We start from the raw sequence: 20,261 nt of genomic DNA, 5'->3' as shown, positions 1-20,261 counted from the left end.
TTTATGGTGAAAAATATAAAACAAAAAATAGGGATGATTATTTTTATTCCCCTAATGATTATATTTATTCCGATTGTTGTATTTATTTTTGGGATATTATTACTTTTTGGTGTTATCTCTATTATTTTTTATATTGATGATTATATTACCACAACAAGATCTTTTGAAAATATTAATCAAAATAATCAGATAATCTTACAAAAGATATTATATGGCGAGAGTAACTTGGTTTTACAAACTCGGTTCCAAGAATGGGAAATGAAATATTGTTATAACCACTATTATCAAAAAGAACGATGGATAGATTTTGATAAAATCAAGGAAACTTACACTGAAATACCCTTTGAACAGATTCGTGATCAATATAAAAAACAATATTATTTAGACGATTGTATCGACAATCATTATATTAATAAAATAGAGAGTACAGAATATTTTGTACCGCCATTTCATTATATTAATGACAAAAAATTATTAATTAGTGGCGCAATGAGCAATATTGAATTAGCCAGTTGGAAAGCCGACAATGCGAGAATTTTTATCAACCAATTAGATAATGATCAATTTAGAGCATTAGTAATTTATCCAGGCAGTAACATTATTAAAATGGTTACCTACTGTGAGAGAAATAATAATAGTATATGTTCTGGAGAGAAGAGTATCTCACAACCATAAACGCAATAACTTAAAAGACAGAAACAATGATTATTTATAGAACAGATACCCAACTCACAGCTCAACAATATATTGAATTATTAAAGCAAACAACGCTTGGTGCACGCAGACCAATTGATGATATTGATAAAATATCCAAGATGTTACAACACGCCGATCTATTAATTACGGCTTGGCACGGCGAACATCTGGTAGGTGCAGCTCGTGCAGTAACAGATTTTGCCTATTGTTGCTATCTAAGTGATTTAGCGGTAAGTGAACAATGGCAAAAACAAGGCATTGGCAAACAATTAATTCAAACTTTAAAAGAGCAGCTTGATGCAGAATGTAAAATTATTTTACTCTCTGCACCGCAGGCAATAAATTATTATCCGCATATTGGTTTTACCCAACATCCAAGCGCATGGGTAAAATAAAGGTTTCACAGCTATATAACAAATATAGTTAACTTAAATATTGGGAAAATACAGGAGCAAAATATGAGCCAAAAAGGCGATATTGGTGTTATCGGTTTAGCGGTAATGGGACAAAACCTCATTTTAAATATGAATGACCACGGGTTTAAAGTAGTTGCTTATAACCGTACAACTTCAAAAGTTGATGAATTTCTTCAAGGTGCGGCAAAAGGGACTAATATTATTGGTGCTTATTCATTACAAGATCTTGTCGATAAACTCGAAAAACCACGCAAAATTATGTTAATGGTACGTGCTGGAAACGTGATTGATCAATTCATTGATAATCTTGTGCCTTATCTTGAAGCTGGCGATATTATTATTGATGGTGGAAATTCAAATTACCCGGATACAAACCGTCGCGTTGCGGCATTAAAAGAGAAAGGTATTCGCTTTATTGGTACTGGTGTATCTGGTGGTGAAGAAGGGGCAAGACGTGGTCCATCAATTATGCCAGGAGGTAATGAAGAAGCTTGGCCATATGTTAAACCAATCCTACAAGCTATTTCAGCTAAAACACCAGCAGGTGAGCCTTGCTGTGATTGGGTAGGTAAAGATGGTGCTGGTCATTTCGTTAAAATGGTACATAACGGGATTGAATACGGTGATATGCAATTAATTTGTGAAGCATACCACTTCCTCAAAGAGGGTTTAGGGTTAAGTTATCCTGAAATGCAAGCGATCTTTAGTGAATGGAAAAACACTGAATTAAGCAGCTACTTAATTGATATTACTGCTGATATTCTTGCTTACCAAGATGAAGATGGTCAACCATTAGTTGAAAAAATTCTTGATACTGCAGGTCAAAAAGGAACTGGTAAATGGACAGGAATTAATGCGTTAGATCTTGGTATTCCATTAACATTAATTAGTGAAGCTGTTTTTGCTCGTTGTGTTTCTTCATTTAAAGAACAACGCCTAGCAGCTGCAAAATTATTTGATAATACAATTCAACCAGTAAATGGTGATAAGAAAGAATGGGTAGAAGCGGTACGTAAAGCATTACTTGCATCAAAAATTATCTCTTATGCGCAAGGCTTTATGTTAATTCGTGAAGCCTCAGAAAACTATCAATGGGATCTTAACTATGGTAATACAGCCCTCTTATGGCGTGAAGGTTGCATTATCCGCAGTGCATTCCTAGGTAATATTCGTGATGCTTATACAGCAAATCCAGATCTCGTATTCTTAGGTTCTGACCCTTATTTCAATAGCATCTTAAAAGATTGTTTAACTGCATGGCGTCAAGTCGTTGCTAAAGCAGTAGAAATTGGATTACCAATGCCTTGTATGGCATCTGCATTAACCTTCTTAGATGGTTATACTACGGCACGTTTACCAGCAAACTTACTTCAAGCTCAACGTGACTACTTCGGTGCACATACTTATGAACGTACCGATAAACCACGCGGTGAATTCTTCCATACTAACTGGACTGGACATGGTGGTGATACCGCATCAACTACTTATGATGTATAGTCAATAACTGACAAAAAAATCGCACAGTAATAGCAATACACTGTGCGATTTTTTGTTTTGTAATAGGCTTTTGCTACTTAATTTACTTCTGTGATCCGTAACTCTTTTGGTACTTCAAACACAGTATTTTCTTCACATCCAGCTAACTCTTCTACTGAAGTTGCGCCTAATTCTACTAAACGACGAACTACGGATTGAACCAAGACTTCTGGCGCTGAAGCTCCTGCTGTAATACCAATCACTTTTACATTTTCTAACCAAGTAGGATCAATATCAGCAGCATCATCAATTAACTTAGCAGCCACGCCCATCCGAGAAGCCAATTCCGCTAAACGATTAGAATTAGATGAATTTTTAGAACCTACTACTATAACTAAATCTGACTGTACCGCTAACTCTTTCACTGCATGCTGACGATTGGTTGTCGCATAACAGATATCATTCTTACGTGGCCCTTGAATCGCAGGGTATTTCGCTTTTAATGCTTCAATGACTTCGACTGTGTCATCAATTGATAATGTTGTTTGCGTCATAAAGGTTAAATCATCTTGATCAGACACAGGAAGCTTTACAATATCCTCTACATCCTCGATTAAATAAATCCCCCCCGATTGATTATCATATTGTCCCATCGTGCCTTCAACTTCTGGGTGTCCTTTATGCCCAATTAAGATTGCCTTTGTCCCTTTACGGCTTGCTCGAGCCACCTGCATATGAACTTTTGTTACCAACGGACAAGTCGCATCAAACACCTTTAAATTACGATCCTTTGCTTCTTGACGCACTGCCTGAGAAACACCATGGGCTGAAAATATGACAATCGCACCATCTGGTACTTCACTCAATTCCTCGACAAAAATCGCTCCTCGCTGACGTAATCCTTCTACCACAAAACGATTGTGTACAACTTCATGACGCACATAAATTGGTGCGCCATGAATTTCTAAAGCTAATTCAACAATACTAATTGCTCGGTCAACACCAGCACAAAATCCTCTTGGATTGGCTAAGATAATCTTCATAATTAACCTTCCTGCGAGCCTTTCTTATCATTCTTTATATAATCTAAAATCATTAACCCTGCACCAACACAAATTGCAATATCAGCAACATTAAAGACTGGGTAATGATAAATACGCCAATAAAAATCAAGAAAATCAACAACAAAACCATGATATACACGATCGACCATATTGGCTAATGCACCACCGATAATCAACGCATAAGCGCTATTGAGCAGTGTTTTATTTCGTGGCGAACGTGCTAACCAAAATAACAATAAACTAGAAATCGCTACGGCAATTAATACAAAAAAATATTTTTGCCAGCCACTATGATCGGCTAAAAAACTAAATGCCGCACCGTAGTTTCTTACATAAGTTAAATTAAAAATCGGTAATATATTGATACTTTCATATAGCTCAAAACGTGTTACAACCAGCCATTTTGTTCCTAAATCAAGGACAAATGCTACGACACTTAACCACAAAAAAATTAATCCATTTGCTTGTTTTTGCTTCATAAACACGCTCATTTCTACTGATTTTTATCTAAAGACAATTTACTCTTTCACCATAAAAAAGGATCACTGCTAAGTCAATCCTAGCAGTGATCTCCGATTAATTTTAGCTTTAATAAAACCAAATTAAGCAAATTGACGAGTTTCACCTTCACCTGCAACATTCTCTACACAACGAGAACAGAGGTGTGGATGTTCGCTATTTTGTCCTACTGTATCAGAATAATGCCAACAACGAGGACATTTTTCCGCTTGTGATGCGACAACTTTTACAGCTAATCCGCTTAATTCACCTTCTGCAACATCTGCATCTGCCAACGGTTTTACTTCTGCTTTAGATGTAATTAATACAAAACGTAATTCATCACCTAATTTTGCTAATAAATTACTATAATGTGGGTTAGCATATAAAGTCACTTCTGCTGCTAACGCAGCACCAATAACTTTATCATTACGAGCTTGTTCTAACACACGGTTAACTTCTGCTCTTACTTTTAGCACTTCCTGCCAGTAAGCATCATTCATTGCTTCATCATCTGCTAACGCAAATAGCCCATTATAGAACTCTTCCATAAAGACAAATTCACTACGTTTGCCTGGTAAATATTGCCAGATTTCATCTGCAGTGAATGAAAGAATTGGTGCAATCCAGCGCACTAACGCTTCTGCAATATGATATAACGCAGTTTGACAACTACGACGAGCAATACTATCCGCTTTCGTTGTATATTGACGGTCTTTGATAATATCTAAATAGAATGATCCCATTTCAATTGAGCAGAAACGCATAATACGTTGTACGACTTCATGGAATTGATAATTATCATAAGAATGTTTGATCTCTTCTTGTGCCTGTAATGCACAAGCTACTGCCCAACGATCTAACACAATCATTTGCTCTGCTGGCACCATATCACGTTTTGGATCAAAACCATTTAAGTTAGCTAATAAGAAACGTGCAGTATTACGGATACGGCGATATGAATCTGCCGCACGCTTAAAGATTTCATCTGATACCGCAATTTCGCCTGTATAGTCTGATGAACCAACCCATAAGCGTAAAATATCACCACCAAATTTATCCATAACTTCTTGTGGTGTAACAATATTACCGATTGATTTAGACATCTTGCGTCCTTGTCCATCAACGGTAAATCCGTGTGTTAATACTTGTTTATATGGTGATTTATTATCCGTTGCTGTTGATAACATTAAAGAAGACATGAACCAACCACGATGTTGGTCTGAACCTTCAAGATACATATCAACTTCATTACCACCAAATTCAGGACGATGTTTTGCAACCGCAGAATACGTTGATCCAGAGTCAAACCAAACATCTAGGGTATCAGGTACTTTTTGATACTCTTTAGCGTCTTCCCCTAATACTTCATTAATATCGAGATCCCACCATGCTTGGATACCTTTTTCTTCTACGCGTTTAGCCACTTCTTCAATTAATTCTAAAGTACGTGGATGTAACGCTTCGGTTTCTTTATGAATAAATAAAGTTAATGGTACACCCCAAGTACGTTGGCGAGAAATACACCAGTCTGGACGATTTGCGACCATTGACTCAATACGAGCTTGTCCCCAATCTGGAATCCAACGTACACGTTTAATTTCGCCTAATGCTTGGGTACGTAGCCCTTTAACATCCATACCGATAAACCATTGTGGTGTCGCACGGAAAATAATCGGTGTTTTATGACGCCAGCAGTGTGGATAACTATGCGAGATCTTCTCGACTTTTAATAATGCTCCCACCTCTTCCAATTTTTTGACAACTAATGGATTAGCATCAAAGACATTTTCACCTGCAAAGAATTGAGCTTGGCTATTAAATTTACCATCATTACCAATGAGGCCAGCCATTGGTAAGTTATATTGTTGCCCTACAATAAAGTCATCATGACCATGATCTGGTGCGGTATGTACTAACCCTGTACCTGCATCATTCCCCACATGTTCACCAAGGATAAATGGCACAACATAATCATAGAAAGGATGTTGGAATTGTAATAACTCTAAATCTTTTCCTTTAGCAATACCAAGTACCTGATAGTCACTTGCACCAATCGCTTTCATCACACTATCAACAAGTTCTGTGGTTAAAATTAAACGTTCACCATTAACTTGAATTAATTGATATTCTAATTCTGGATGTAACGCAATGGCACGGTTAGATGGTAATGTCCATGGTGTTGTCGTCCAAATAACAGCAGAAATTTTTCCTTCGCCTGTTTGTTGTAAATTGAATTTCGCTAATACTGCGGCTTCATCTACTGCATTAAAACGCACATAAATTGATGGGGAGGTTTTATCGTAATATTCAACTTCCGCTTCTGCCAATGCCGAGCCACAATCTAAACACCAATGAACAGGTTTTGAACCTTTGTAGAGGTGACCATTTTTAATCACATTGCCTAAAGTACGAATAATATTCGCTTCTGTCGCAAAATTCATGGTGAGATAAGGATTGTCCCAATCCCCAATCACCCCTAAACGAATGAAATCTTTTTTCTGTCCTTCAACTTGCTCTTTTGCATAAGCACGGCATGCTTCACGGAATTCCGCTGCAGATACTTTTTCATTTGGCTTACCCACTAATCCTTCTACTTTAAGTTCAATCGGTAATCCATGGCAGTCCCAACCTGGAATATAAGGAGAGTCATAACCAAGTGCTGTTTTTGATTTAACAATAATATCTTTTAAAATTTTATTTACTGCATGTCCAATATGGATCGTACCATTTGCATAAGGAGGGCCATCGTGCAAAATAAATGTTTTCTTCCCTTTACTTGCCTGACGGATCTTTTGATAAAGATTTTTGTCATACCAATTTTTTAACATGGCAGGCTCACGTTTTGCCAAATCACCACGCATTGGGAAACCTGTTTCAGGCAGGTTTAACGTGCTTTTATAATCAGTTGTTTCTTTAGACATGTTTTTATTCCGTAAATAATAATAAAAGTTAAATCAAATTGAATTAGCTAGATTTCTATCATTACTACCAAAATCTCGCTGGTAAACGCTCTTTTATAGCTTTTTTTAGATCGCTATGCAAACAAACTTATCAAAAAATTTGATTATTTTTCACCATTTTGTTGAAAATACATTTTTGCATTTTCCGCATCACGTGCAATTTGTGCACGCAATGCATCAAATGATGGGAATTTAATTTCTGAACGTAATTTAGACTTGAAGAAAATTTCTAAGGTTTTCCCGTAAAGATCACCATTAAAATCAAATAGATGAACTTCTAATAAAGGTTTTACTCCATTAATGGTTGGTCGATTACCAACATTAGCAACACCATAGTGATGATTACCTAGCTTATCCCTAATTTCTACTGCATATACCCCTTGAATCGGGTTCACATTACGGTGTAATCCAATGTTGGCGGTTGGAAACCCAATCGTTCTCCCTAATTCATTACCATGCACAACTCGTCCTAAAATACTATATGGACGCCCTAGCATTTGCTCGACTTGATCGAGCTTATCTTCTGCTAATGCCTGACGAATCGCGGTACTGCTTACACGCAAATTAGCTAAACAATAACTCGTATTATTTTCTACTTGGAAACCATACTGTTTGCCTGCAGCTTGTAAAGTCGTGAAATTACCACTCCGATTCACACCAAACCGAAAATCATCACCTACGCTGAGGAATTTAACTTTCAATTTATCAATTAAATAATGTTGAATGAATTCCGTAGTGGTTTGTTGTGCAAAATGCTGATTGAACGAAACACAAAAAACGTAATCAATATCAAAACGAGCTAAGTGAGTAAGCTTATCACGCAAACGCATTAAACGAGCGGGGGCTTTCTCTTTTAAGAAAAATTCTTTTGCTTGTGGTTCAAATAACATCACAACTGTTGGTAACCCTAATTGTGCTGCTTTTTGCTTAAGATGCCGCAAAATGGTTTGATGCCCTAAATGCACACCATCAAAATTACCGATAGTCAGTGCACAACCTTGCGGAAAGGTAGGTAAATTATAAAGACCTCGAATTAACTGCATTATTGCTATTAGCTCATCAAAAAGGTTACAAAAAATGCGGGTATTATACGCAGATTGTCATAGGGTGTAAAACGTCATACCCCATTGCTGTCATCGGAACATTCTGCTTAAGATGATTTTTTAGCGGCGTATGCACATAACCCGCCAGAGGCAACGATCACTAACATTCCTAGCCAACTTAACAAATCAATCGAAGTATCCCATAACCATAAACTAAGTAATGCGGAAAAAATAATCGCTGTATATTGCAAAGTGGCTGTTAATACGGTTGCACCATAACTGAAAGAACGAGTTAGTCCTAACTGCCCTAATAAACCAAAAATACCGATACCTAATAAATAGCCGGTTGAATGGAAATCGGCTACATAATTATCAGCAAACAAGAAACCTAAAAAACCAATGACTGTCACTGATACAGAGAAATAAAATACTGTCCGCCATACGGGCTCACCTGATTGTCCTAATCTTTTCACGGTCAATACCGCCCCAGTAGCACTTAATCCCGCCAATATGCCAACTAAAATTGCAAACCAATCTTGGGCATTAATGCTGGGACGTAATACCACGAGTACGCCTAAGAACCCGAGTCCAACGGCTAAAATCTGGATGACACTTCGAGCAACAACAGAAGTAAGAACCGTCCAAAAAGTAATAAATAATGTGGTGGTATAATTTAAACTAGCTGCGGTAGCTAAAGGTAAATGAGCATAAGCATAAAATCCGCACCAAATAGAAATAACACCAAAAATACTGCGAGAAAGATGAGAACGTAAACGTGGGGTCTTAAAACTTCTATGTTGACGATCAAATAATACCCACAACCAAATCAATATAACTGATGGTAAACCTCGAGTAAAAATGATTGCGCCCAAACTTGCCCCATCTTCAGCGGCAAGTTTGATAAACGCTGCCATGATTGCAAAAGTTGCACTGGCAAAAACCATCCACATTGATTGTAAAATGCTCATATTAGTGTGCCAATAAATCTCTTTTTCTCACACCAAGCAAAATTAATACTAATAAATAACAAATTGCGGCAGCTACAATTAAGCCGCCTAACCAACCAACTCGCCAAACAAAAGGCATTGCATACCATTCAGATAACATTGGTGTGAAATAAAATAATACGCCTCCCATCACACTTGCCGCAAGCACTACTTTGACAAAAAAGATCAAACTCTTCATTGAGAAATGATAAACATCCTGTTTTGCTAATCCTCGATATAATAAAAAGGCATTTAAGGTTGCAGACATTGCTGAAGCCATCGCTAACCCTACATAGCTAAACTGAATAGCTAAGAGGTTAAACAACATATTACTTACCATCGCAATAATGCCATAGCATACAGGCGTTTTCGTATCTTTACGTGCATAATAGCCATTAGCTAGGATCTTAATCAGCATATAACTTAATAATCCTGCATTAAACGCCCATAAAGAGTAAGAGGTGGCTTGTACATCGCTTAACACAAAATTACCTCGCATAAAAAATACCAACAACATAGGTTGTGCTAATAGAGCAATTCCTACCATTGCTGGCACGCCTAATAATAAGATCATTCTTACGCCCCAATCTAATGTTTGTCGGAACGCAAGGTTACTTTTGACATCTTCATTATGTACATGTTGGCGGGAGAGCGTTGGTAAAATAACTGTAGAAATTGCAATACCGAATAATCCTAATGGGAATTCTAGTAAACGATCAGAATAGTAGAGCCAACTAATTGATCCTGTCATCAAGAAGCTAGCAATAAAGGTATCCAACAATAAATTAATTTGACTCACTGACACCCCGAATAAGGCGGGAATCATTAAAGTACGAATTTTTACTACTCCGGGATCACGCCATGCCCACTGAGGACGTACTAATAATCCTGCTTTTTTTAAGAAAGGGATCTGGAATAAAAACTGTAATAAACCACCAAGAAAGATACCCATCGCCAATCCAAGATTAGGGTTCTCTAAATGAGGCGCAAGAAATAAAGCAGTACCAATCATCGCAACATTCAATAATACTGGCGAAAATGACATCACACCAAATTTACCAATTGAATTTAGAATCGCTCCAGATAACGCAACTAACGTAATAAACCAAAGATAAGGAAAGGTAATTTTTAACAATAATGATGCTTGAGTAAATTTTTCTGCTTCAGCACCATCATTCATCCAATCGAGAAACCAACCAGTACCAAAAATGGCTGTAACCACTGGCGAACCAATCATTGCCAGTAATGTAACAATAGTCACTAAGCCCCCTAATGTTCCTGATACTTTAGCAATAAAAGCCCGTGTTTTATCTAAATCACCCTCTTTTTGGTATTCAGCTAATACAGGCACAAAGGCTTGAGAAAATGCACCTTCGGCAAATAAACGGCGTAAAAAATTAGGAATTCGGTTAGCAAATAAAAACACATCTGCCGCTACGCCCGCACCTAGTAGATTTGCAATAACAACATCACGCACTAATCCTAAAATTCGTGACAGTAATGTCATACTGCTCACGATAATCCCTGATTTTAATAAAACTTTACTCAAAACGACCTACCATTTTTTCTTATTTATTTGGCAAAAATTACGGCTCATTGTATAGATTTTTACTTTTTACGCTATATTCTCAGTTAAAAAACTGGTAAAATTTTGCCCGCCTTTTATTTGGCTTACTTCGGTTGTGTCTCACTGAGGCAAGCCCATCATTGCCACTGCTTACTCTCGAAGCAAATTGCGGCATAGGCAATAAATAAATTGACAAAGGCTTAAAAAGTAGGCATATTTTACGCCTTTCATTTTTAGTGTAATTAATTAGAAATTTTGGGAGTTTGACCTTGGCTAATATCAAGTCAGCAAAAAAACGTGCGGTTCAATCTGAAAAACGCCGTCAACACAATGCGAGCCAACGCTCTATGATGCGTACTTATATTAAAAAAGTTTATGCAGCAGTAGCGGCTGGTGATAAAGCAATTGCAGAAGCAGCTTTTGTTGAAATGCAAAAAGTAGTGGATAGAATGGCTTCTAAAGGCTTAATCCACAAAAATAAAGCAGCAAATCACAAATCTAAATTATCTGCACAAATCAAAAAATTAGCTTAATTATTTTTTGAAATTTGTAATAAAAAACCGCCTTTAACTGGCGGTTTTTTATTGCTTATAACTCTTCTATCTGTTGAGCAAACTTAGCCACTTGTTTCCAATCTGTATATTCTATTTCCTTACGAGGATCGGTTTCTCCCCCAGTAATTTTCATAATGAAGCGAATCATTGTGCGATCAAACCAAGTATAACGCGGATAAAATAATGCACCTGCAAACACCTGAACTAACTGTGGCTGCCAAGTAATTTTGGCTAATAATTTACGCGTATAGGCATTAGTTTGTGGTGTATTTTTATCCGCCTTACGCGCCGTTAAGTTAACGGTATATAATGCCCCTTTTTTAGTCGCTAGCTGCTGTTTATGCTCACGAATAAATGTATAGAGTTTTGGACTAAACTTCCCATAACGAATAGAAGCACCTAACACCACACGATCATAAGGCGTTAAATCAATATTCATATTTTCCAGCAAATTTGCCATTACACATTGCCCCGTAAGTTGTGCAGAAATTGCTTCAGCAATTTTACGAGTCTGTCCATCATGCGTTAAATATAGAATTAATGTTTTCATAAAGTATTACTCAATCTTCTTTTCGTTGTAATTGGAGTTGTCCTGCAGAACGTTCATTTAATTGCTGATCTAACAGGCTGGCTTCTTCTGGGGCAATCGCTAAAGTCAAACAGACTTGATCCGTAAATTGTTGCTGTAAAATTTCCACATCAAAATGTTTTAACATTGGTTCCAACCAAGCCCATTGTGGATATTGACACACTAATTGATACGGTTCTCGTTCAATTTTAATTATTGTTTTGGCTAATTTTAGTGCTTGCTGTACCCCATTGCCATAAGCTCGTACTAAACCACCCGTTCCCAATAAAATGCCTCCGTAATAACGCACAACAACGGCACAAATTTCCCCCAAACCGCTACCTAACAACACATTCAGCATAGGCTTGCCTGCTGTGCCTGATGGTTCACCATCATCAGAAAATCCATATTGTTGTGAATCATTTGGTGCACCAGCGACTGTCGCCCAACAATGATGCCGAGCATCAGGGTGTTCTGCTCTGACTTGTTGCCAAAATTGTTTCGCTTCTTCAAGATTTTTGACTGGTTGTAGATAACAAATAAAGCGACTTTTTTTAATTTCTTCACTAAAGCTAACAGGTTCTTGTAATACAGGATATTGCATAGTACCTCTTAGCTAAGGTTCAGCGCTTGTTGCATTTTTACTGTCAAATTTTCAGCTCCAGTAGTCCTCATCACAATATTATCTTCTGTACGAATTCCACCAAAACCTTTTAGCATTTCAATCGCACGCCAATCAAATTTATCTGCTAATGGATGAGCTCGCCATTCTTGCAATAATAATTCAATAAAATATAAACCAGGTTCAATCGTTAATACCATTCCTTCAGCTAATTCACGTGTACAACGTAAACTAGGATAAACTTCTGGTGGGCGTTTAATTGCTCCACGTTTATTTTGTTGCCAACCACCAATATCATGCACCTGTAAACCAAGGAAATGCCCTAAGCCATGTGGTAAGAAAGCACGGTTAATCCCGAGATCAAAAATTTGCTCAGCCGGTAAGTTAATTAAACCGCTCTCTTGCAGTAACTTTGAAATTCGTTGCTGGACTTGAGTATGATAAGTCAAATAATTATAGCCCACTTGTAATTCAGCAATAATATCTCGCTTCATTTGTTCCATACCTTGCAACAATCCTGCAAACAGATCATTCTTTTCATATTGATAAGTACGAGTAATATCTGATGCGTATCCTAAATAAGTTGCCCCGGCGTCAATTAAAAAACTACGTCGTGTTTCTGGCGCTTTAGTTGCTAACCGATTGTAATGCAATACTGCACCATGTTCATTAATTGCAATAATATTGCCATAAGGTACATTGAGATCCGACTGCTCACTAGCTTGTAAATAGGCTAAGTTAATCGCAAATTCACTTTGTCCCTCTTCAAACGCTTGTTTTGCTGCTATATGTCCGAATAAGGCTGGCTTTTGTGCTTGGAAAATACATTCTATTTCATATTCTGTTTTGTACGCTCGATAATAATTAAGAATATTCAATAACTTACGGTCATTAATTGAGAAAAAGCCTAATGATTTTGCTAACTGCTCATCTTCACCAATAAAAGCACAATTAGTACGATTATTGATCACTTGTCTAATTTGTTCTGGTTGAGTAATGACCTCCCATTCAAAGGCATCACACCAAAAATCATCAGGCAATGCTTCTACAAAATACCAATAATCTTTAGGTTGATAGAAATATAGTTTTGGTTTGCTATACCCATCTAAAAATATCCAACTGCCCTCTGCCTTTGGCATAGGTACTGCATAATTAAAATAAGGGTTAATATGAAATGATTTTGTTTGATCATCTAAGAAATAATGATCTGCTTGCCCTGCATAAATCCAAACGCCATCCAAACGACAACAAGATAGAGCCTCTTTAATAATCTCTTGTATATGTGCTAAATGTGCATTGAATAACGTTTTCATTCTTTCCTCCACTATCCCATCTCGACTAAAAATGCAGTATCATTACCACTTTATTCATAATAAGTAGCAATCATATGACCGAATGGAAAATTAATCAAACACTTGATACACAAGGACTACGCTGCCCAGAACCTGTCATGTTAGTACGCAAAAAAATTCGTGAAATGCAGAATGGAGAGATTTTATTAATCCTTGCTGATGACCCCGCCACCACCCGAGATATCCCCGGTTTCTGCCAATTTATGGAACATACATTATTACAAAGTGAAACCGCTACAATACCTTATCAATACTGGATTAAGAAAGGGAAATAAAAAGATGCCTAATGTTATTATTATCAACATTAGGCATCTTTATTCAGTATCGCTTAATGACTTAATTTATATGCCACTAAATCTTCAATAGTGACTACTGGATAACCTTGTTCTAAAGCGAATTTCACAATTTCTGGTGCGCGCGCCATTGTGCCATCATCATTAGTAATTTCACAAATTACTCCCGCACGTTTAAAACCAGCTAATTCTGCTAAATCAACAGAAGCTTCCGTATGACCACGACGCCCCAAAACACCTTTATCATTCGCACGTAATGGGAAAATATGTCCTGGACGATGCAAATCGCTTGGTTTAGCACCATCTGCTACCGCTGTTTTCACTGTGGTAACACGATCCTGTGCTGATACCCCCGTAGAAACACCTTTTGCCGCTTCGATCGTTACGGTAAATGCAGTACGGTTTACACTCGTATTATTTTCTACCATTGGTGGTAAATCGAGTTGTTGGCAAAGTTCATCTGTAATACAAAGGCAAACAATCCCACTTCCATAACGAATAAGTTTTGCCATTTGTGCTGGCGTAATGGTTTCCGCTGGATAGATCAAATCACCTTCATTTTCACGATCTTCATCATCCAACACTAATACACCTTTGCCTTGTTGTAAGGCAGAAATCGCATTAAGCACACGTTGCTCTGCGTTGCCAAATTGAGAAAGAATTGACTGACTCATGGTAAATTATCCTTTGTTAATTGTTAGTACCAGAATCAGGGCTATAAGGGAAGTACGGCAGACAAGAAAATAATTGATATTAATCTCTATATGCTACAAATTAACTTATTGCTATATCAGTGAATATAGCCTAAATAAGATCATTTCTATCATATTGAAGATTAATAACATTAAAGCACTATTTAAATAGATTAAATAGTGTTTTTATCTTTGAGATACCGCTATTCTCTACCATCCAGACTATCACTGTCGGCTTTGGATTTTCACCAAATCTGCTGACTTCATATACAAATATGAACGCTCGTGGGCTTACTGACGCTTACCACCGGTGGGGAATTTCACCCCGCCCTGAGAATGCGGGAAGAAGTATAAAAGAAAAAATTTGCCTTGCCTAGTAAATTTCCCGTTTTTCTCTTACAATAAATCCATTAAATTTTATGAGGTGCTTATGTTAAATCCTAAAAAAATTGAAGAAATCATTCAGCAAGTCCAAAACAACTTACCTCAAGGTATCAAAGACATTGGTAATGATGTCGAGTCAAAATTAAAACAAGTCTTACAAGCTCAACTCTCTAAATTAGATGTTGTCACTCGTGAAGAGTTTGATGTACAAACACAAGTATTATTACGTACACGTGAAAAACTCACCGCTTTAGAAGCTCGTGTTGACGCATTATTACAACAACAAAATGAAACGCCAAAAACGTAGCATATAAAATACACTTTAATGTGTAATCAATCTTAAAAATAGCTAATATAGACAACATAAGAATAATGACAATATGTCATTTGTTGCGTATTATGCTTCTCATTCAAGGAGCAAAATATGACTGATTTTCTTTACCTACAACAAAAGCGCAAACAATTAGGCATGAAAGTTGCTGAAGTTTGTGAAAAAGCACAAATTACACGTGCTTATTACAATCAACTTGTCGGTGGTAAAATCCAAAATCCAAGTGCTAAAAAACTTAATGCAATCCACCATGCACTACAAATTTCCAATACCCCAAACAAGCAAGTTGGCGTAATTTTTGGTAAATTTTACCCTGTTCACACAGGGCATATTAATATGATTTATGAAGCCTTTAGTAAGGTGGATGAATTACACGTTATTGTTTGTAGTGATACGGAACGCGATTTAAAGCTATTCTATGATAGTAAGATGAAAAAAATGCCAACAGTGCAAGATCGCTTACGTTGGATGCAACAAATCTTTAAATATCAACAAAAACAAATCTTTATTCATCATCTTATCGAAGATGGTATCGCCTCTTATCCAAACGGTTGGGTAGATTGGTCTTCACGTGTTAAAACGCTATTTAAAGAAAAACATTTCACACCGAGCGTTGTATTCACCAGTGAACCACAAGACAAAGAACCTTATGAAAAATACTTACATTTAGAAGTTGTTTTGGTTGATCCACAACGTGAATTCTTTAATGTTTCCGCGACTAAGATTCGCAATCATCCATTCCAATATTGGAAATTTATTCCAAAAGAAGTTCGCCCATTCTTTGCCAAAACGATTGCAATTTTAGGCGGTGAAAGCAGTGGTAAAACAATGTTAGTGAATAAACTCGCTGCTGTGTTCAATACAACATCTGCTTGGGAATATGGGCGTGAATTTGTCTTTGAAAAGTTAGGGGGAAATGAACAAGCAATGCAATATTCTGATTACCCTCTAATGGCACTAGGTCATCAACGTTATGTAGATTATGCATTACGTCACGCACATAAAGTCGCTTTTATTGACACTGACTTTATTACTACACAAGCATTTTGTATCCAATATGAAGGAAAAGCCCATCCATTCTTAGATTCAATGATCAAAGAATACCCTTTTGATATCACAATTCTGCTAAAAAATAATACGGCTTGGGTAGATGATGGTTTACGTAGTTTAGGATCTCAGCAACAACGACAACGTTTTCAACAATTACTGAAAAAATTACTCGAAAAATATAATATTCCTTATATCGAGATTGAATCTCCTAGCTATCTAGAACGTTATGCTCAAGTGAAAAAAATTGTCGAACGTGTGCTTAATGATGAATCTGTCCATGAAGCAGTTGATGATAAGGAGAAATAAGTAATCCATGCTTCTTTTTGCTGGCGATCCTCACGGATATTTTGAACATCTCTATCCATTTATTCAGGATAATCAACCGATCTCGTTGATTATCCTAGGTGATTTACAGCTTACGGACTGTTCAGAGCTTGATAGACTTGCACAACACTGTGATCTTTGGTTTATCCATGGTAATCATGACAGTAAAACTGTTGCAGCTTTCGAGGCAATTTGGGGCAGCCAATGGAAACAACGTAATCTTCACGGTAAAGTTGTTGAGATTGAAGGAGTAAAAATTGCTGGTCTAGGCGGTGTATTCCGAGGACAAATCTGGATGCCGCCAAACAAACCTTTATTTCTTGATCCAATTCATTATTGCCAATATTGTACACAAGATAAAATTTGGAATGGTGGGTTACCATTACGTCACCGTACATCTATTTTCCCTTCAGATGTAGATACTCTAGCAAACCAACAAGCAGACATTCTGATTTGTCATGAAGCCCCTAAACCTCATCCTTCTGGCTTCGCTGTAATTAATAAATTAGCGGAAAGCATGGGGGTAAAAAAGATCTTTCATGGCCACCATCATGACAACTTCGATTACACACAAGTAAAAGGTCGTGTTCGTCCATATCAGATTTTTAATATTGGCTTTCGTAGTTTAAGCGATATTAATGGTCGTTATTTACTAATTGGAGTTGATGATCGAAATTAAGTTTAGCTTGCATAAAAAAACTGCACCATCAAGGTGCAGTTTTTATTTTAATTATTCATGCAGATTAAGCTTGACCTTTCACTGCTTTTAAGCCTAAGAATGGTGCTTTATCACCTAAAGCTTCTTCGATACGAATTAATTGATTGTATTTAGCAATACGGTCTGAACGGCTCATAGAACCAGTTTTGATTTGACCTGCTGCTGTACCTACTGCTAAATCAGCAATGGTTGCATCTTCAGTTTCACCTGAACGGTGAGAAATTACTGCTGTGTAACCTGCTTCTTTCGCCATACGAATAGCATTTAAAGTTTCTGTTAATGAACCAATTTGGTTGAATTTAATTAAGATTGAGTTAGCAATACCTTTTTCGATACCTTCTTTAAGAATCTTAGTATTAGTTACGAATAAGTCATCACCAACAAGTTGGATTTTGCCACCAAGCACTTCTGTTTGATATTTGAAACCTTCCCAATCTGATTCATCTTGACCATCTTCGATAGATTTAATTGGATATTCTTCACAAAGTTTTTCTAAGTAATGAGTGAATTCTTTAGAAGTGAATGACTTACCTTCACCTTTCATTTCATACATACCAGTTTCTTTGTTATAGAATTCAGAAGATGCACAGTCCATTGCTAAAGTCACATCTTTACCTAAAACATAACCTGCTTTTTCAACTGCTTCTTTAATACAAGCTAATGCAGCTGCGTTAGATTCTAAGTTAGGTGCGAAACCACCTTCATCACCAACCGCTGTACTTAAGCCTTTTGCTTTTAATACTTTCGCTAAGTTGTGGAATACTTCTGCACCAATACGTAATGCTTCACGTAGAGTTTTTGCACCAACTGGTTGAATCATAAATTCTTGGATATCCACGTTATTATCCGCGTGTTCACCACCGTTGATAATGTTCATCATTGGTAATGGCATAGAATATTGACCTGGAGTACCGTTTAATTCTGCAATCCAAGCATAAAGTGGTAATGCTTTAGAAGCTGCTGCTGCTTTTGCATTTGCTAAAGAAACTGCAAGAATTGCGTTAGCACCTAATTTAGATTTGTTATCTGTACCATCTAAATCAATCATAATTTGGTCGATTTCAGCTTGTTGTGCTGCATCTTTACCGATTAATGCTGGAGCGATGATGTCGTTGATGTTAGAAACAGCTTTTAATACACCTTTACCTAAGAAACGTGATTTATCACCATCACGTAATTCTAATGCTTCGCGAGAACCAGTTGACGCACCAGATGGAGCAGCTGCTAAGCCAACAAAACCACCCTCTAAATGAACTTCAGCTTCAACTGTTGGGTTACCACGAGAGTCGATAATTTCACGGCCAAGAACTTTAACGATTTTTGCCATTTGTTTTTCCTCATATTTAAAGTTAATTTTCAAAGATAGAAATCAAAAACGCTGCTAATATTAAAACGATTTTTAATTTTTGTCTTGTAAAAAATGATGTGAACTTGATCACAATTAAGATTTTTTATTCTCCACTAAAATCCTTATATAATCCTTAGAAAAAGCAACAAATTTTTCGCTTTTTTCAATGGTTTCCTTGTATAATTGCTCACTTTCTAAAAATAGGCTCTTTTTTAATCACCAAGCATTATGTACATTACCCAAGCACTTTTTTCTTTTAAAGGAAGATTAAACCGACAAGGTTTCTGGATTGGTTCTGGACTTTGTGCCGTAGTGCTATTCATTATTGCGAATATTCTTCCTGTCCAACAATGGTTACAACATACGACAACAGCTCTGGGTGCAATTATTCCATTATTGCTGATTGTCTATTGCTGGCTCGCTATTATTATTAAACGTTTACATGATCGTGGGCGTTCAGCTAAAGCCATCGTTATCTTATTTGTTCCATTGTGCTGTGTCATGATTGCGCCTTATAGCCAAGGCATTATGCAATCTATTTTAGGTAAATTTTTTCCTATTTTTATTGTTGCAATGTTACTAATGGAGTGGGGAGTATTCCTCGGCCAACCAACTGCAAACCCTTATGGTGAAAAAGGCGAAACAATTACATTCAAAAAAGGATAATTATTGTGTCAACCAGTGAATTTAAACTCAATTACCATAAAACTCACTTTTTAATGAGTGCAGCGAATATCACTCAATTACCCGCAGATGCTGGTGTAGAAATTGCATTTGCTGGCCGTTCCAATGCAGGAAAATCAACGGCATTGAATACACTTGCTAATCAAAAAACTTTAGCAAAAACATCTAAAACCCCAGGTAGAACACAACTGATTAATCTATTTGAAGTCAGTGAAAACTGTAAAATCGTTGATTTACCTGGGTATGGCTATGCTGCTGTACCAGAAAAACTAAAACTACAATGGCAAAAATCATTAGGTGAGTATTTACAAAAACGAGAATGTTTAGGCGGAGTAGTCATCTTAATGGATATTCGTCATCCATTGAAAGATCTCGATCAACAGATGATTGAGTGGGCAGTTAGTGCTGATTTACCGATACTATTACTTCTCACTAAAGCAGATAAATTAAGCCAAAGTGAACGCAGCAAACAATTAAAAATGGTGAGAGAAGCAATCTTACCTTTCCAAGGGGATATCCAAGTTGAAGCTTTCTCCGCATTAAACCGTATTGGCGTTGATAAGCTTGCTCAGAAGTTAGATGAATGGTTTGCCACCACCACTGACTAAATACCAACAAATAAGCCCAAATAT

The 20,261-nt window shown here is 36.8% G+C and carries 21 protein-coding genes and 1 riboswitch; of the genes, 10 read left to right on the top strand and 11 right to left on the bottom strand.

The genetic code is table 11. The features are described 5' to 3' along the window. The first annotated feature begins 3 nt into the window (after window positions 1–3). From PF272_RS07625 to gnd, 3 genes are all read left to right on the top strand, one after another. A complete protein-coding gene (locus tag PF272_RS07625) occupies window positions 4–675 on the top strand; it encodes a hypothetical protein (RefSeq protein WP_271142288.1) in 672 nt (223 codons plus the stop codon). A gap of 26 nt (window positions 676–701) precedes the next feature. Further along, window positions 702–1,091, top strand: a complete 390-nt coding sequence (locus PF272_RS07620) for a GNAT family N-acetyltransferase (protein ID WP_271142287.1) — start codon at window positions 702–704, stop codon at window positions 1,089–1,091. Between the two features lie 63 nt (window positions 1,092–1,154). Continuing rightward, window positions 1,155–2,609, top strand: a complete 1,455-nt coding sequence (gene gnd, locus PF272_RS07615) for a decarboxylating NADP(+)-dependent phosphogluconate dehydrogenase (RefSeq protein WP_271142286.1) — start codon at window positions 1,155–1,157, stop codon at window positions 2,607–2,609. 77 nt (window positions 2,610–2,686) lie between these two features. Here the strand turns inward: gnd and ispH are convergent, their stop codons facing one another. The 6 genes from ispH to murJ all read right to left on the bottom strand — a co-directional run bounded on the left by ispH (window position 2,687) and on the right by murJ (window position 10,691). Then, window positions 2,687–3,631 carry a 4-hydroxy-3-methylbut-2-enyl diphosphate reductase gene (gene ispH, locus PF272_RS07610; RefSeq protein ID WP_271142285.1) on the bottom strand — a complete coding sequence of 315 codons (945 nt, stop codon included), beginning with the start codon at window positions 3,629–3,631 and terminating at the stop codon, window positions 2,687–2,689. Between the two features lie 2 nt (window positions 3,632–3,633). Next, on the bottom strand, window positions 3,634–4,131 hold the full coding sequence (lspA, locus tag PF272_RS07605; protein ID WP_271142284.1) for a signal peptidase II: 498 nt from the start codon (window positions 4,129–4,131) through the stop codon (window positions 3,634–3,636). 123 nt (window positions 4,132–4,254) lie between these two features. After that, window positions 4,255–7,074, bottom strand: a complete 2,820-nt coding sequence (ileS, locus tag PF272_RS07600) for an isoleucine--tRNA ligase (RefSeq protein WP_271142283.1) — start codon at window positions 7,072–7,074, stop codon at window positions 4,255–4,257. A 143-nt stretch (window positions 7,075–7,217) separates the two neighbouring features. Next, window positions 7,218–8,156, bottom strand: a complete 939-nt coding sequence (gene ribF / locus PF272_RS07595) for a bifunctional riboflavin kinase/FAD synthetase (RefSeq protein WP_271142282.1) — start codon at window positions 8,154–8,156, stop codon at window positions 7,218–7,220. A 107-nt stretch (window positions 8,157–8,263) separates the two neighbouring features. Continuing rightward, complete coding sequence (locus tag PF272_RS07590) at window positions 8,264–9,124, bottom strand: DMT family transporter (RefSeq protein WP_271142281.1); 861 nt, start codon at window positions 9,122–9,124, stop codon at window positions 8,264–8,266. Between the two features lies 1 nt (window position 9,125). After that, the gene (murJ, locus tag PF272_RS07585; protein ID WP_271142280.1) at window positions 9,126–10,691 is read right to left on the bottom strand and encodes a murein biosynthesis integral membrane protein MurJ; all 1,566 of its coding nucleotides are present in this window, start codon (window positions 10,689–10,691) and stop codon (window positions 9,126–9,128) included. Window positions 10,692–10,978: 287 nt separating this feature from the next. On the opposite strand from murJ, the gene rpsT reads away from it, so the two are divergent. After that, a complete protein-coding gene (gene rpsT / locus PF272_RS07580) occupies window positions 10,979–11,242 on the top strand; it encodes a 30S ribosomal protein S20 (protein WP_271142279.1) in 264 nt (87 codons plus the stop codon). A 55-nt stretch (window positions 11,243–11,297) separates the two neighbouring features. On the opposite strand, the gene hemG is transcribed toward rpsT, so the two are convergent. From hemG to pepQ, 3 genes are read right to left on the bottom strand one after another with little or no spacing between them, the layout of a single operon-like run. Further along, window positions 11,298–11,813 carry a menaquinone-dependent protoporphyrinogen IX dehydrogenase gene (gene hemG / locus PF272_RS07575; protein WP_065237684.1) on the bottom strand — a complete coding sequence of 172 codons (516 nt, stop codon included), beginning with the start codon at window positions 11,811–11,813 and terminating at the stop codon, window positions 11,298–11,300. A 10-nt stretch (window positions 11,814–11,823) separates the two neighbouring features. Continuing rightward, complete coding sequence (locus PF272_RS07570) at window positions 11,824–12,435, bottom strand: YigZ family protein (protein ID WP_065234292.1); 612 nt, start codon at window positions 12,433–12,435, stop codon at window positions 11,824–11,826. Between the two features lie 8 nt (window positions 12,436–12,443). Next, window positions 12,444–13,766: a Xaa-Pro dipeptidase gene (gene pepQ, locus PF272_RS07565; RefSeq protein WP_271142278.1), complete on the bottom strand. Its 1,323-nt coding sequence runs from the start codon at window positions 13,764–13,766 to the stop codon at window positions 12,444–12,446. Window positions 13,767–13,840: 74 nt separating this feature from the next. On the opposite strand from pepQ, the gene tusA reads away from it, so the two are divergent. After that, window positions 13,841–14,080, top strand: a complete 240-nt coding sequence (gene tusA, locus PF272_RS07560; RefSeq protein WP_271142277.1) for a sulfurtransferase TusA — start codon at window positions 13,841–13,843, stop codon at window positions 14,078–14,080. Between the two features lie 53 nt (window positions 14,081–14,133). Here the strand turns inward: tusA and ribB are convergent, their stop codons facing one another. Beyond that, entirely contained in the window at window positions 14,134–14,772 is a 639-nt protein-coding gene (gene ribB / locus PF272_RS07555) for a 3,4-dihydroxy-2-butanone-4-phosphate synthase (protein WP_271142276.1), read from the bottom strand. Between the two features lie 219 nt (window positions 14,773–14,991). Next, window positions 14,992–15,132, bottom strand: a riboswitch (FMN riboswitch). An 88-nt stretch (window positions 15,133–15,220) separates the two neighbouring features. Here ribB and ubiK point away from each other — a divergent pair. The 3 genes from ubiK to PF272_RS07540 all read left to right on the top strand — a co-directional run bounded on the left by ubiK (window position 15,221) and on the right by PF272_RS07540 (window position 17,558). Further along, a complete protein-coding gene (gene ubiK / locus PF272_RS07550; protein WP_065234288.1) occupies window positions 15,221–15,481 on the top strand; it encodes a ubiquinone biosynthesis accessory factor UbiK in 261 nt (86 codons plus the stop codon). Between the two features lie 117 nt (window positions 15,482–15,598). Beyond that, window positions 15,599–16,861 carry a multifunctional transcriptional regulator/nicotinamide-nucleotide adenylyltransferase/ribosylnicotinamide kinase NadR gene (nadR, locus tag PF272_RS07545; protein ID WP_271142275.1) on the top strand — a complete coding sequence of 421 codons (1,263 nt, stop codon included), beginning with the start codon at window positions 15,599–15,601 and terminating at the stop codon, window positions 16,859–16,861. Window positions 16,862–16,868: 7 nt separating this feature from the next. Beyond that, the gene (locus tag PF272_RS07540) at window positions 16,869–17,558 is read left to right on the top strand and encodes a metallophosphoesterase family protein (protein WP_271142274.1); all 690 of its coding nucleotides are present in this window, start codon (window positions 16,869–16,871) and stop codon (window positions 17,556–17,558) included. A gap of 64 nt (window positions 17,559–17,622) precedes the next feature. Here the strand turns inward: PF272_RS07540 and eno are convergent, their stop codons facing one another. After that, window positions 17,623–18,924: a phosphopyruvate hydratase gene (eno, locus tag PF272_RS07535; protein ID WP_065234696.1), complete on the bottom strand. Its 1,302-nt coding sequence runs from the start codon at window positions 18,922–18,924 to the stop codon at window positions 17,623–17,625. A 249-nt stretch (window positions 18,925–19,173) separates the two neighbouring features. On the opposite strand from eno, the gene PF272_RS07530 reads away from it, so the two are divergent. Both PF272_RS07530 and yihA read left to right on the top strand, forming a co-directional pair. After that, window positions 19,174–19,611, top strand: a complete 438-nt coding sequence (locus PF272_RS07530; RefSeq protein ID WP_271142273.1) for a DUF805 domain-containing protein — start codon at window positions 19,174–19,176, stop codon at window positions 19,609–19,611. Between the two features lie 53 nt (window positions 19,612–19,664). Continuing rightward, window positions 19,665–20,237 carry a ribosome biogenesis GTP-binding protein YihA/YsxC gene (gene yihA / locus PF272_RS07525; protein ID WP_271142324.1) on the top strand — a complete coding sequence of 191 codons (573 nt, stop codon included), beginning with the start codon at window positions 19,665–19,667 and terminating at the stop codon, window positions 20,235–20,237. Window positions 20,238–20,261 lie beyond the last annotated feature (24 nt).

The organism is Gallibacterium faecale (genome assembly GCF_027920745.1).
Taxonomy (GTDB): domain Bacteria; phylum Pseudomonadota; class Gammaproteobacteria; order Enterobacterales; family Pasteurellaceae; genus Gallibacterium; species Gallibacterium faecale.
The sequence above is the reverse complement of the archived record's forward strand: the minus strand, read 5'-3'. Positions and strand labels throughout refer to the sequence as shown.

What these genes read in the sequence shown, in the direction of transcription:
- PF272_RS07570 (WP_065234292.1), bottom strand. Translation starts at nt 12,435, where the DNA reads ATGCAATATCCTGTATTACAAGAACCTGTTAGCTTTAGTGAAGAAATT.
- ispH (WP_271142285.1), bottom strand. Translation starts at nt 3,631, where the DNA reads ATGAAGATTATCTTAGCCAATCCAAGAGGATTTTGTGCTGGTGTTGAC.
- PF272_RS07530 (WP_271142273.1), top strand. Translation starts at nt 19,174, where the DNA reads ATGTACATTACCCAAGCACTTTTTTCTTTTAAAGGAAGATTAAACCGA.
- yihA (WP_271142324.1), top strand. Translation starts at nt 19,665, where the DNA reads ATGAGTGCAGCGAATATCACTCAATTACCCGCAGATGCTGGTGTAGAA.
- PF272_RS07590 (WP_271142281.1), bottom strand. Translation starts at nt 9,124, where the DNA reads ATGAGCATTTTACAATCAATGTGGATGGTTTTTGCCAGTGCAACTTTT.
- ubiK (WP_065234288.1), top strand. Translation starts at nt 15,221, where the DNA reads ATGTTAAATCCTAAAAAAATTGAAGAAATCATTCAGCAAGTCCAAAAC.
- ileS (WP_271142283.1), bottom strand. Translation starts at nt 7,074, where the DNA reads ATGTCTAAAGAAACAACTGATTATAAAAGCACGTTAAACCTGCCTGAA.
- lspA (WP_271142284.1), bottom strand. Translation starts at nt 4,131, where the DNA reads ATGAAGCAAAAACAAGCAAATGGATTAATTTTTTTGTGGTTAAGTGTC.
- PF272_RS07625 (WP_271142288.1), top strand. Translation starts at nt 4, where the DNA reads ATGGTGAAAAATATAAAACAAAAAATAGGGATGATTATTTTTATTCCC.
- ribB (WP_271142276.1), bottom strand. Translation starts at nt 14,772, where the DNA reads ATGAGTCAGTCAATTCTTTCTCAATTTGGCAACGCAGAGCAACGTGTG.
- pepQ (WP_271142278.1), bottom strand. Translation starts at nt 13,766, where the DNA reads ATGAAAACGTTATTCAATGCACATTTAGCACATATACAAGAGATTATT.
- gnd (WP_271142286.1), top strand. Translation starts at nt 1,155, where the DNA reads ATGAGCCAAAAAGGCGATATTGGTGTTATCGGTTTAGCGGTAATGGGA.
- nadR (WP_271142275.1), top strand. Translation starts at nt 15,599, where the DNA reads ATGACTGATTTTCTTTACCTACAACAAAAGCGCAAACAATTAGGCATG.
- tusA (WP_271142277.1), top strand. Translation starts at nt 13,841, where the DNA reads ATGACCGAATGGAAAATTAATCAAACACTTGATACACAAGGACTACGC.
- PF272_RS07620 (WP_271142287.1), top strand. Translation starts at nt 702, where the DNA reads ATGATTATTTATAGAACAGATACCCAACTCACAGCTCAACAATATATT.
- ribF (WP_271142282.1), bottom strand. Translation starts at nt 8,156, where the DNA reads ATGCAGTTAATTCGAGGTCTTTATAATTTACCTACCTTTCCGCAAGGT.
- hemG (WP_065237684.1), bottom strand. Translation starts at nt 11,813, where the DNA reads ATGAAAACATTAATTCTATATTTAACGCATGATGGACAGACTCGTAAA.
- PF272_RS07540 (WP_271142274.1), top strand. Translation starts at nt 16,869, where the DNA reads ATGCTTCTTTTTGCTGGCGATCCTCACGGATATTTTGAACATCTCTAT.
- eno (WP_065234696.1), bottom strand. Translation starts at nt 18,924, where the DNA reads ATGGCAAAAATCGTTAAAGTTCTTGGCCGTGAAATTATCGACTCTCGT.